Below are 11,624 nucleotides of genomic sequence, written 5' to 3' on the forward strand. Positions count from 1 at the left end.
TTAGCCGCAGAAGGGCTAAAATTAATGGAAGATAACAAAATTAATGGCTTATTGGTGACAGAAAACAACCAATTAGTTGGAGCGCTTAATATGCATGATTTGCTTAAAGCCGGTGTCCTGTAGCGCTATTATATATCTGGAAATCATCGGTAACACCAAAGAAAATAAAGGCTTAAGTCTATGACTTTTAAAAAGCTATTCTATGTACTGTTAATGATCATATGTGCATGGCTCGGCTACTATCTACTTGGACAACACTGGAAACAGGGTGTTCAAGTTAAACCTAATGACGAAAAACCAATGTTTATTGGTAATAAAGTCAGTAATACCAGCTTTGATTTAAAGGGTACTCGTCAATATCAAATTGATGCTGAACATATTGAGCATTTCAATATCAGTGGTGAAACGGTATTTACTAAACCTGTATTATGGATCTTTAAGCAAGGGCAGAATGCGGAATGGCGAGTCAGTGCTAACAATGCCAAACTAGAGCAAGATAAAATCTTACACTTACAAGGTAATGTTCGTATTTTCAATCTATTACCAGACTCAGATGTTCAAGTCATTAAAACAGATAGTTTACGCCTAAATTTAGTCAATAAAGACTTTAGTACCGATGACCATGTCACTATTAATGGCCCTGTTTTCCAAAATCAAGGTGATGGCATGAAAGGCAATATGGATCGTAATGTGGCAACTCTTTTAAAAAATGTAAAAGGTAGATATGAACCGACTAAAAATTAGTACTCTACTATGCTTGTTGTGTATCAGTGCACCAACATGGGCAATGAAAAGTGATACCAAGCAACCCATTTATATTGACTCAGATAGTCAACAGGTTGATATGCTTAATAATATTGTTACGTTTATCGGCAACGTAAAATTACGCCAAGGAACGATTGATATTCGTGCGAATAAAGTGGTTATTACACGACCAAACTCAAAGTCGCAACAGCAAACAATCATGACGTATGGACAACCAGCAACATTCCATCAAGTGATGGACGATGGTAAACCTCTTGATGGCGAAGCGCTTAAAATGCGTTATGAAACCGCCACTGAACGCCTAAAAATGACTGGCAAAGCAGAACTTAATCAAGATGGGAGTAATATTAAGGGTAATATTATTACTTACAATATTCGCGACCAACGGTTGGTAGCAGAAAGCGGTAACCAAGAGCGTGTCACCACCGTGATCTTACCAAGTCAATTAAACAATAATAAGAAATAAACAGTATTTATGGCTATTCTAAAAGCTGAACACCTTGCCAAAAGTTACAACGGACGCAAAGTCGTTTCCGATGTAAGCCTTGAGGTTGAATCAGGAAAAATTGTGGGTTTGCTTGGTCCCAATGGCGCAGGTAAAACCACCTCGTTTTATATGATCGTTGGCTTAGTTAGCCGCGACGAAGGCACGATAACCATTGATGATGAAGATATCAGCCTTCAACCAATGCACAACCGTTCTCGAATGGGTATTGGTTATTTACCACAAGAAGCATCGATTTTTCGCCGTCTAACGGTTTATGACAACTTAATGGCTGTCTTAGAGACCCGTAAAGAGCTCACCAAAGAAGGCCGTCAAGATAAAGCGGAAGAGCTTTTAGATGAGTTTAATATTCAGCATATTCGCGATAGCTTAGGACAAGCATTATCCGGTGGTGAACGACGCCGAGTTGAAATTGCACGTGCATTAGCTGCCAACCCTAAGTTTATTTTACTTGATGAACCGTTTGCAGGTGTTGACCCTATTTCGGTCATCGACATCAAAAAGATCATTAAACATTTACGAGATCGTGGGTTAGGGGTATTAATTACTGACCATAACGTTCGTGAAACACTGGATGTCTGTGAGCATGCTTATATTGTAAGCCAAGGCCACTTGATCGCTAATGGCACCCCCGATCATGTACTCAACCATGAACATGTTAAGCGGGTTTATCTAGGTGATCAATTCCGTCTATAGCATTCACCATTGGCTATTGATTACAGATAATAACAACAATAACAATAAGGTGTATCAACGTTAATGAAAACTTCGCTCCAACTTAAGCTCGGTCAACAGTTAGCAATGACGCCTCAATTGCAGCAAGCTATTCGCTTGTTGCAACTCTCGACATTGGAACTCCAACAAGAGATCCAAGAAGCGCTTGATGGTAACCCTCTCCTAGAGCTCGATGAAACCAATGAAGCGGATGAAATAAACACTAACAATGAAACCTCAACCGCAGAAACCACCACTAATGATATAAGTGAAAATCTCGACGATATAGAGAGTTTTGATACCGCCGAAGTACTTGAAACACGTGAATTACCCACTGAACTTCCGGTTGATAGCACTTGGGATGACGTCTACAGTGCAGGTACAGGTAGTGCGGGGATTGCCATTGATGATGATATTCCAATCTATCAAGGCGAAACCACTGAATCATTGCAAGATTATTTAATGTGGCAAGTGCATTTAACACCATTTAGTGAAACAGATCTTGCGATCGCAACAGCCATTATTGATGCAGTTAACGACAAAGGTTATCTCAGTTGTACCACCACCGAAATTCTTGAAAATTTTGAAGATGAAGATCTTAATGTTGAGCTTGATGAAGTAGAAGCAGTACTCAAACGGGTACAGCAATTTGATCCACTAGGTGTCGCTTCTCGTAATTTACAAGAATGTTTGTTACTTCAACTCGCCACTTATCCAGCGCAAACTCAATGGCTTGCCGAAGCAAAAATACTCTTGAGCGAGCACATTAGTCTATTAGGTAATCGCGATTATCGACAACTCATGCGCGAGACTAAACTCAAAGAGCCAGAACTTAAAGCGGTTATGGATCTTATTCATAGCTTAAACCCTCGTCCCGGTAACTATGTCGTTTCAACCGAAACTGAATACGTCATTCCCGATATATCAGTATTTAAAGATAACGGTAAATGGGTAGTTAACATCAACCCAAATAGTATTCCTCGTATCAAAGTCAATCAGCAATACGCCGCATTGAGCAATAACACTCGCAATAGCGCTGATGGTCAATTTATACGCACTCACCTTCAAGATGCCAAATGGCTGATCAAAAGCCTTGAAAGTCGCAATGAAACCTTGTTGAAAGTCGCTCGTTGTATTGTCGAGCAGCAACAAGATTTTTTTGAATTTGGTGAAGAAGCGATGAAGCCGATGGTCCTCAATGACATCGCACTCGCGGTTGAAATGCACGAATCCACCATATCTCGAGTTACGACGCAAAAATATATGCATACACCTCGAGGTATTTTTGAATTGAAATACTTCTTCTCAAGTCATGTCAGTACGGATAATGGCGGTGAATGTTCATCGACAGCTATTCGCGCACTGGTGAAGAAACTTGTTGCTGCTGAAAATCAGGTTAAACCCCTGAGTGACAGCAAAATTGCGACTTTATTGGCTGAACAAGGGATCATGGTTGCGCGACGAACTATCGCCAAATACCGTGAATCGTTGGGAATTCCGCCATCAAATCAGCGAAAATGTCTGATCTAAATCGGATCAGCGCCAACAAAAGGAAGATGTCTATGCAAATCAATATTACCGGACACCATGTTGATGTAACCGATTCATTACGAGAATATGTCAGTACTAAGTTTGACAAACTAGAGCGTTTTTTCGATAAAATCAATACCGTTCAAGTGATCTTAAATGTCGAAAAGCTCCAACAAATTGCCGAAGCAACTCTGCATATTAATTCAGGAGAAATTCACGCGAAAGCTGATGCTGAAAATATGTATGCCGCGATTGACGAATTGACTGATAAACTAGTCCGTCAATTAAACAAACACAAAGATAAACTCAATAGTCACTAATCATGCAACTGAGTAACGTATTGAGCCTGGACTGCACCAAAAGTGCAGTCCCTTGCTCCAGTAAAAAACGCGCGCTTGAGCTCATTAGTGAGATCGCCGCAACACACCTTGACCAAAATCCGCAGCCATTATTTGAATGTATGCTCAATCGTGAAAAATTGGGCACCACAGGTATTGGGAACGGGATTGCGATTCCTCACGGCCGAATCAGTAACAGTGATCATGCAATTGCCGTTCTAATTCAATGCCAAGAGCCGATCGATTTTGATGCTATTGATGGTCAACCTATTGACCTATTATTTGCGCTTTTGGTACCAGAAGAACAATGTAAAGAGCATTTATCGACCCTTGCGAGCATGGCGGAAAAATTGGGTAATAAGAAAATTTGTAAACAATTGCGTAATGCAACAACGGATCAAGAATTATATAACATACTGATTAATGAAGAAGAAATCAGTGTAACCCCACAATAAAAGGTAGCTTAACCATGAGGTTAATGGTTGTTAGCGGCCGTTCAGGTTCAGGTAAATCTGTTGCGCTACGCGTACTAGAAGATTTAGGTTATTACTGTGTTGATAACCTTCCTGTACACCTACTGCCGCAATTTATAAATGATATTGCTAATAATGAACAAGATATTGCGGTAAGCATCGACATTCGCAATATGCCACCACATCAAGGTGAACTTGACGCTATTTTTAAAAATTTACCTAATGATGTTGATGTCAACGTTATCTTTCTCGATGCTGATGATAAAGAGCTGGTTAAACGCTTTAGTGAAACACGACGTTTACACCCACTCTCACGTCAGAACATGAGCCTTGAGCAAGCGATTCAATCGGAAGCGATATTGCTTGGTGAACTTAAAGAATATGCAGACTTAGTGATTGATACCACTAACAACTCCATTCATGATTTGAGTGAAACTGTACGCGCGCGCGTTCTTGGCCGTGAAGCGCGTGAATTAGTATTAGTATTTGAATCTTTCGGTTTTAAACATGGTCTACCCTCTGACGCTGACTATGTGTTTGATGTTCGCTTTTTACCGAACCCACACTGGGTGCCAGAACTTAAACCTCAGACTGGCCTTGATCAGCCCGTCAAAGATTTTTTAGCCGCTCACGCTGAAGTCAATAAACTAAACTACCAGCTACGAAATTTCCTTGAAACATGGTTACCAATGCTAGAGAAAAATAATCGCAGTTATGTCACCGTTGCCATTGGTTGTACTGGCGGACAACATCGCTCGGTGTATATCGCGCAACAACTGGCTGATTATTTTACTCAACAAGGTCAACAAGTGCAGGTACGTCATCGCACGCTGGAAAATTATAAATGACCATTAGCCGCGAATTATTTATTCGTAACCGTCTCGGGCTTCATGCTCGAGCGGCAATCAAATTAGTTGAGTTAGCACAAAGTTTCACAGCCATCATCACTATCACTAATGGTGATAACAGCGCAACGGCAGACAGTGTGATGGGCTTACTCATGCTGGACTCCGCTCAAGGTCAAAAGATCATGGTTAGCGCAGAAGGCCAAGATGCAGAATCAGCATTAATGGCCATTTCAACCTTAATTGAAGCGGGGTTTGATGAAGAAAGTTAATTGGCTAAATTAAAAGCCATTAATTACTGCTGTTAAATCTTTTGTAGTTAGCCATGTTAATTATTTTAACATATAACACTTTATCATCAATTGCGTCTTTTAGCTGCGATTGGTAGAGAAAACACATGAAATGATGACATATTACTATTGCCATCATGCGTAATACCTATACTTCATCAGTTTATAAACTAATTAAATAGTAATCAACACAAGACAAAGACTCACTGATTACGTTAAAATTCAGCTTATTGCGCCATCAAATATAAGTGGGCCTAATACCTATGGCGGATGTATTAGAACAAGATCAAACCCATCACACACTCCAAGAAGTCAATAAAGCACTTGAAAATGGCATGTTTGTTCATGTTCGCCGATTACTCCAAGATATGGAGCCGGAGGACATTGCTCACCTGTTAGAAGCCTCGCCTCCGAAAGAACGTCAAGTCTTATGGCAATTGACGGATCCGGAAGAGCAAGGTGAGATCCTTGATGAGCTTTCTGAAGATGTAAAAGATGGCATCGTCTCACAAATGGAACCAGAAAAACTGGCAGCCGTTACCGAGGGGATGGAAAGCGATGATGTCGCCTACGTACTTCGTAGCCTCTCTGATGAGCGTTACCAAGAAGTATTGGCACAAATGGATGCCATCGATCGTCATCGTATCGAAGAAGCACTCGCCTATCCGGAAGATACAGCCGGTGGGATGATGAGTACCGATTTTATCACCATTCGAGGTGACGTAACCGCCGATGTGGTATTACGTTATTTACGTATGCGGGGTGAACTACCAGAAGCCACTGATGCTTTGTATGTAGTTGATGAAAATCAAAAATTAATTGGTCATTTATCACTATCAACGCTCATCACCACTCAGCCTGACATTGAAATTAAAGATGTTATGCAAGATGCTGATGAAGCGATTGCCGTTGATATGGCAGACAGTGAAATAGCTAATATCTTTGAACGTCGAAATTGGTTATCAGCACCGGTTGTTGATGCCAATAATCATTTGCTAGGTCGTATCACTATCGATGATGTGGTTGACTTGATCCGTGAAGAAGCGGAACACTCAATGATGACCATGGCGGGTATGGATGATGACGAAGATACCTTTGCTCCGGTATTAAAATCAGCCAAAAGCCGTAGTATTTGGCTCGGGGTTAATGTACTGACAGCGTTAGCAGCCGCATCTGTATCCAATATGTTTGAACACACCTTACAACAGATGGCGACCGTTGCGGTATTAATGACGATTGTTCCGTCAATGGGTGGAGTGGCTGGTAACCAAACCGTAGCACTGGTTATTCGAGGCCTTGCTGTCGGTCACATTGGTGATACCAACACCCGTTGGCTACTGAGTAAAGAAGCCCGAGTCGGATTAATTAATGGCTTAGTATGGGCATTAATTATTGGCTTAGTGGTCTTTATTTGGAAAGGGAGCTTAATACTCGGCGCGATCATGGCCGGCGCAATGCTAGCAAACTTATTTGTTGCCGGCGTTGCTGGCGTATTAATTCCAATTGGGCTTAAAAAACTAAAAATTGACCCAGCACTTGCTGGCGGTATGGCACTGACAACCTGTACTGATATTGTTGGTTTAATGGTGTTCTTAGGTCTAGCGACCATTTTTATTACACCTTAATCAGTGATAATTTATTGATAAAAAAAGTCCAAATCAGTAATTGATTTGGACTTTTTTATTACGCATAAATCACGTCATTAACAACGATTATTCACCCGCAATCTTCATCGAATCTAACAACATAGAACCGGTTAGAATTTGACTCCGCGTTTCAGTATCACTGCCAATAGCGACAATATTTTGCATCATATCTTTAAGGTTACCAGCAATGGTAATTTCAGAGACAGGATATTGAATTTGACCATTCTCAACCCAGAAGCCCGCAGCACCACGAGAATAATCACCCGTGATAATGTTCACTCCTTGGCCCATCAATTCAGTCACTAACAAACCACGATCCATCTTCTTCAGCATTTGCTCAAAGTTTTCACCGGTTGATGACACGATCCAGTTGTGAATACCACCAGCATGACCTGTTGGTTGCATCTTCATTTTACGCGCTGCATAGCTTGTTAATAGATACGTTTGCAGTGCACCGCCAGTGATGATCTCACGATCATAGGTCGCTAACCCTTCGCTATCAAACGGGGTACTTGCCATACCACGTAAAATATGAGGACGCTCACTAATATTTAGCCACTCTGGGAAAATTTGCTCACCCAGTTTATCTAATAAAAATGATGATTTACGATATAAATTCGCACCGCTAATTCCCATCACTAAATGACCAAAAAGACCAGTAGCAACATCCGCAGCAAACATCACTGGCGCTTCACGAGTAGTGAGTTTTTGTGGATCAATACGGCTTACGGTGCGCTCTGCTGCATGACGACCCACACGTTCTGGGGTCCACATATCAGAGGCTAAACGTGAAGTGGTATAACTATAATCACGCTCCATATTGCCATCTTTGCCTTCACTGATCACACAGCAACTAATGCTATGGCGACTAGAGGCATAACTGGCTAACATGCCATGACTATTACCGTAAACACGCACACCGTAATGGCTATCGTAACTGGCACCATCGCTTTGTTTTACGCGAGGATCAAAGGCAAGCGCCGCTTCTTCTGCGGCAATTGCAATCGCAGCAGCACGATCAGGCTCTGGCTCATCAGGGTGAAATAAGTCTAAATCAGGAATATTACGCGCCATCAATTCCGCAGGGCCAGGGCCTGCAAACGGATCTTCAGAAGTGTAATTTGCAATATCTAAAGCGGCAGCAACCGTTTGAGCAATAGCCGCTTCACTTAAATCAGAAGTTGATGCGCTACCTTTACGGTGACCGCGATACACAGTAATGCCAAGTGCACCGTCACTATTAAATTCAACGTTTTCAACTTCGCACATACGAGTAGAAACACTGATACCTGTTGTTTTGTTAATGGCTACTTCGGCTGCATCAGCCTGTTTACCAGCAACTTCAAGCGCTTTTGCTACTGCGGCTTCAAGTTCAACACGCTGTTGAGCAACCTGTTCTCTTACGTCCATACAATCACTTAAGGTTAGGGTTTAGCTTATTTAGTTATAGAATAATGTAATTTACGCCCAAAATCGTTATTAAACTGATAAAATAGAACTATTGATACAATGAGTGAGCCCATTTATGAGCCGTAAAAACAAAAAAGCCCCTTGGGATGAAGAAGAAGAAATCATCTGGGTAAGTAAATCAGAGATGAAACGCGACATGGAAGAATTGCAAAAAATTGGCGAAGCGCTAGTTGAATTAACGCCAAACGCTCTTGCAAAAGTGCCATTAGATGAAGAAATGATGGCCGCCATTAAAGACGCACAACGCTTTAGTAAAGAAGCGCGTCGTCGTCAGTTGCAATTTATTGGTAAGCAGATGCGTCATATGGATCTTGAACCAATTCAAGCCGCACTCGACAAATTAAATAATAAGCACTCACAACACACCGTTGCCCTTAAAAAGCTTGAAATGAAGCGTGACAAGTTAATTGAGAATGGTGACAGCATGTTAAATGCGATTATGGTTGATCATCCTGATGCTGATCGCCAACACCTACGCCAGTTAATGCGCCAAGCAACAAAAGAAAAAGCGCAGGAAAAACCTGGCAAAGCATACCGTGAGATTTTTCAATATCTAAAATCTCTCTACCTTGCTGATTAATCTCGTTGATTAATGCATAGATGAACAAAAAAATGCCAGCATTCATGCTGGCATTTTATTTTATTGAAACCCACTCTTTATTAAAACCGTGTCACAATAAAAAATTATTCAGTGCCACCAACAGTCATTGAATCAATCTTCAATGTTGGTTGACCGACGCCAACAGGCACACTCTGACCCGCTTTACCACACACACCAACCCCACGGTCAATATCAAGATCATTACCGACCATAGACACTTGCTGCATCGCTTCAATACCACTACCAATGAGAGTTGCACCTTTAATTGGACGGGTTACTTTACCGTTCTCAATTAAATACGCTTCAGAAGCAGAAAACACAAATTTACCTGAAGTAATATCAACCTGACCACCACCAAAATTGGGCGCGTAAATACCATTTTTAACACTGGCAATAATTTCTTCAGGTGTATGCTCACCAGGTAACATATAAGTATTAGTCATACGCGGCATCGGTAAATGGGCATAAGATTCACGACGACCATTACCTGTTGGTGCGACCCCCATTAAACGTGCATTAAGCTTATCTTGCATATAGCCTTTCAGCTTACCGCCTTCAACTAATACGTTATGTTGAGCTGGCGTACCTTCATCATCAATATTAATTGAGCCACGGCGATCAACTAATGTGCCATCATCAACAATAGTACATAACGATGATGTCACTTGCTGGCCTATTTGACCGGCAAACATAGAAGATCCTTTACGGTTAAAGTCACCTTCCAAGCCGTGACCTACCGCCTCATGCAATAAAACGCCTGGCCAACCCGCACCTAATACAATAGGCATAGTTCCTGCTGGAGCTGCATCAGCTTCAAGGTTAACTAATGCTTGGCGAATAGCTTCATCAGCAAAGAAGATCGCTTGGCTCTTACCGGTTGTATCTTCTGTTAAAAATCGCTCATAACCATAACGACCACCGCCACCAGCACTGCCGCGTTCACGCTTATCGCCTTTCTCAACCAAAACCGTAATGGATAATCGTACTAATGGACGAATATCCGCCGCGTAAGTGCCATCAAGCGCGGCAACTAAGACTTCTTCATAAACGCCATTAATGCTGGCTGAGACTTCAGTAACTAACGGCTCTTTGGTGCGAATATAGCGATCAATTTCTTCAAGTAAGGCGATCTTTTGAAATTTATCAAAACTGCCCAATGGATTAATTGGAAAGTAAATACCAGATGATGCCATTGGTGTGAATGTTTGTACTTTACCATTACCGCCTTGACGAACAATGCCACGGGCAGCTTTTGCACTTTGAGTTAATGCTAATAGATTAATTTGATCTGAATAAGCAAAGCCTGTCTTCTCACCCGCGACAGCGCGAACACCGACGCCACGATCAATATTAAACGAACCATCTTTGATAATACTGTCTTCTAGAACTAACGACTCATGCCAGCATGACTGAAAATATATATCAGCATAATCAACATCACGGGTAGCAATTAAGCCAAGAATATTATGCAATTCATCACGACCGAGACCTGATTGGTCTAGCATGGTACTTTCTACAGTGTTAAGGGTCATTAATTTGCTCTTAGTTATTGAATATGACTGAACACCAATCGGGCATGATCAGCCACTGGCATATTAGTACGGATCTTATGTGCTAATTGTAAATCAACATTTGCCGTCAGAACACCCGTTCCTTGTTGTTGACACGCAACCACTTGTCCCCAAGGATCAACAATCATTGAGTGACCCCAGGTTTCTCGCGTTTCATTATGCTCGCCCCATTGTGCTGCAGCCACTACCCAACACTGGGTTTCAATGGCACGCGCACGCACTAACACTTCCCAATGAGCGCGTCCAGTTAGCTTAGTAAATGCTGCTGGAATCACTATTATATCAGCACCTTGCTGGCGTAATTGACTGTATAACTGTGGAAAGCGAATATCATAACAAATGGATAATCCTAGCTTGCCAAAAGGCGTATCAATCACTTTAATTTCATCGCCTGCTTTAAAGGTATCAGACTCACGGTAACTATGGTGTTTATCGGCAACATCTACATCAAACATGTGCATTTTATTATAGTGCGCATGTAACTTACCTTGATCATCAAATAAGATAGCAGTAGTCGTAATGCTACCATCAGCTTGAAGAATCGGCATGGAGCCAATCAATAACCAAATTCCTAACTGTTGAGAATATTGAGATAATTGTTGCTGTAATGGACCATTACCGAGGGGTTCAGCCCAACGTTGATAATCGGCTTTACTGCCAAAAACGACACTATTTTCAGGGGTAACAACTAATTTGGCCCCTTGAAGTTGTAACCCTTGCATAAACTTTTTTAGTTGGCTTAAGTTACGCTCAGGATCAGTGCCTGAATTCATTTGTACTACACCAATTTTGGTCATGGCAATCTCCCTGAACTATTCTGATACACATCAGATTTATCAAACGTCACAACGCATGTGACAGCACAACTCAAATACG

At 41.5% G+C, this 11,624-nt stretch carries 14 protein-coding genes; 11 read left to right on the forward strand and 3 right to left on the reverse strand.

Features of this window, described 5'->3' with window-relative positions; translation table 11 throughout:
• From Q0V26_RS10360 to mgtE, 10 genes are all read left to right on the forward strand, one after another.
• The coding region (locus Q0V26_RS10360) for a CBS domain-containing protein (RefSeq protein ID WP_363316468.1) at positions 1-123 on the forward strand (123 nt) is incomplete at its 5' end.
• Between the two features lie 57 nt (positions 124-180).
• Complete coding sequence (gene lptC / locus Q0V26_RS10365) at positions 181-744, forward strand: LPS export ABC transporter periplasmic protein LptC (protein WP_297481550.1); 564 nt, start codon at positions 181-183, stop codon at positions 742-744.
• Positions 725-1,231 carry a lipopolysaccharide transport periplasmic protein LptA gene (gene lptA / locus Q0V26_RS10370; RefSeq protein WP_297481552.1) on the forward strand — a complete coding sequence of 169 codons (507 nt, stop codon included), beginning with the start codon at positions 725-727 and terminating at the stop codon, positions 1,229-1,231. Before lptC ends, lptA begins: the two co-directional genes overlap by 20 nt.
• A gap of 9 nt (positions 1,232-1,240) precedes the next feature.
• Complete coding sequence (lptB, locus tag Q0V26_RS10375; RefSeq protein ID WP_065167046.1) at positions 1,241-1,966, forward strand: LPS export ABC transporter ATP-binding protein; 726 nt, start codon at positions 1,241-1,243, stop codon at positions 1,964-1,966.
• A gap of 63 nt (positions 1,967-2,029) precedes the next feature.
• Positions 2,030-3,514 (forward strand): RNA polymerase factor sigma-54, encoded by a 1,485-nt coding sequence (locus Q0V26_RS10380; RefSeq protein ID WP_297481555.1) that lies wholly within the window; start codon positions 2,030-2,032, stop codon positions 3,512-3,514.
• A gap of 32 nt (positions 3,515-3,546) precedes the next feature.
• Positions 3,547-3,834, forward strand: a complete 288-nt coding sequence (hpf, locus tag Q0V26_RS10385; RefSeq protein ID WP_297481558.1) for a ribosome hibernation promoting factor — start codon at positions 3,547-3,549, stop codon at positions 3,832-3,834.
• 2 nt (positions 3,835-3,836) lie between these two features.
• Positions 3,837-4,307, forward strand: coding sequence for a PTS IIA-like nitrogen regulatory protein PtsN (gene ptsN / locus Q0V26_RS10390; protein ID WP_297481560.1), 471 nt, complete (start codon positions 3,837-3,839; stop codon positions 4,305-4,307).
• A gap of 14 nt (positions 4,308-4,321) precedes the next feature.
• Positions 4,322-5,173, forward strand: coding sequence for an RNase adapter RapZ (gene rapZ, locus Q0V26_RS10395; RefSeq protein ID WP_297481562.1), 852 nt, complete (start codon positions 4,322-4,324; stop codon positions 5,171-5,173).
• The gene (locus Q0V26_RS10400) at positions 5,170-5,442 is read left to right on the forward strand and encodes an HPr family phosphocarrier protein (RefSeq protein WP_297481564.1); all 273 of its coding nucleotides are present in this window, start codon (positions 5,170-5,172) and stop codon (positions 5,440-5,442) included. The genes rapZ and Q0V26_RS10400 overlap by 4 nt, the downstream gene beginning before the upstream one ends.
• 281 nt (positions 5,443-5,723) lie before the next feature.
• The gene (gene mgtE, locus Q0V26_RS10405; protein ID WP_297481566.1) at positions 5,724-7,085 is read left to right on the forward strand and encodes a magnesium transporter; all 1,362 of its coding nucleotides are present in this window, start codon (positions 5,724-5,726) and stop codon (positions 7,083-7,085) included.
• An 87-nt stretch (positions 7,086-7,172) separates the two neighbouring features.
• Here the strand turns inward: mgtE and pmbA are convergent, their stop codons facing one another.
• Positions 7,173-8,516: a metalloprotease PmbA gene (pmbA, locus tag Q0V26_RS10410; RefSeq protein WP_297481568.1), complete on the reverse strand. Its 1,344-nt coding sequence runs from the start codon at positions 8,514-8,516 to the stop codon at positions 7,173-7,175.
• A gap of 115 nt (positions 8,517-8,631) precedes the next feature.
• On the opposite strand from pmbA, the gene yjgA reads away from it, so the two are divergent.
• A complete protein-coding gene (gene yjgA, locus Q0V26_RS10415; protein ID WP_297481570.1) occupies positions 8,632-9,156 on the forward strand; it encodes a ribosome biogenesis factor YjgA in 525 nt (174 codons plus the stop codon).
• 104 nt (positions 9,157-9,260) lie between these two features.
• On the opposite strand, the gene tldD is transcribed toward yjgA, so the two are convergent.
• Both tldD and Q0V26_RS10425 read right to left on the reverse strand, forming a co-directional pair.
• On the reverse strand, positions 9,261-10,709 hold the full coding sequence (gene tldD, locus Q0V26_RS10420; protein ID WP_297481572.1) for a metalloprotease TldD: 1,449 nt from the start codon (positions 10,707-10,709) through the stop codon (positions 9,261-9,263).
• Between the two features lie 14 nt (positions 10,710-10,723).
• Positions 10,724-11,545: a carbon-nitrogen hydrolase family protein gene (locus Q0V26_RS10425; protein WP_297481574.1), complete on the reverse strand. Its 822-nt coding sequence runs from the start codon at positions 11,543-11,545 to the stop codon at positions 10,724-10,726.
• Positions 11,546-11,624: the final 79 nt, after the last annotated feature.

This window comes from uncultured Photobacterium sp., from assembly GCF_947039875.1.
Taxonomy (GTDB): Bacteria; Pseudomonadota; Gammaproteobacteria; order Enterobacterales; family Vibrionaceae; genus Photobacterium.

Bases quoted from the DNA above. Each gene is read 5' to 3' on its own strand.
- lptC (WP_297481550.1), top strand. From the start codon at position 181: ATGACTTTTAAAAAGCTATTCTATGTACTGTTAATGATCATATGTGCA.
- lptA (WP_297481552.1), top strand. From the start codon at position 725: ATGAACCGACTAAAAATTAGTACTCTACTATGCTTGTTGTGTATCAGT.
- lptB (WP_065167046.1), top strand. From the start codon at position 1,241: ATGGCTATTCTAAAAGCTGAACACCTTGCCAAAAGTTACAACGGACGC.
- Q0V26_RS10380 (WP_297481555.1), top strand. From the start codon at position 2,030: ATGAAAACTTCGCTCCAACTTAAGCTCGGTCAACAGTTAGCAATGACG.
- hpf (WP_297481558.1), top strand. From the start codon at position 3,547: ATGCAAATCAATATTACCGGACACCATGTTGATGTAACCGATTCATTA.
- ptsN (WP_297481560.1), top strand. From the start codon at position 3,837: ATGCAACTGAGTAACGTATTGAGCCTGGACTGCACCAAAAGTGCAGTC.
- rapZ (WP_297481562.1), top strand. From the start codon at position 4,322: ATGAGGTTAATGGTTGTTAGCGGCCGTTCAGGTTCAGGTAAATCTGTT.
- Q0V26_RS10400 (WP_297481564.1), top strand. From the start codon at position 5,170: ATGACCATTAGCCGCGAATTATTTATTCGTAACCGTCTCGGGCTTCAT.
- mgtE (WP_297481566.1), top strand. From the start codon at position 5,724: ATGGCGGATGTATTAGAACAAGATCAAACCCATCACACACTCCAAGAA.
- pmbA (WP_297481568.1), bottom strand. From the start codon at position 8,516: ATGGACGTAAGAGAACAGGTTGCTCAACAGCGTGTTGAACTTGAAGCC.
- yjgA (WP_297481570.1), top strand. From the start codon at position 8,632: ATGAGCCGTAAAAACAAAAAAGCCCCTTGGGATGAAGAAGAAGAAATC.
- tldD (WP_297481572.1), bottom strand. From the start codon at position 10,709: ATGACCCTTAACACTGTAGAAAGTACCATGCTAGACCAATCAGGTCTC.
- Q0V26_RS10425 (WP_297481574.1), bottom strand. From the start codon at position 11,545: ATGACCAAAATTGGTGTAGTACAAATGAATTCAGGCACTGATCCTGAG.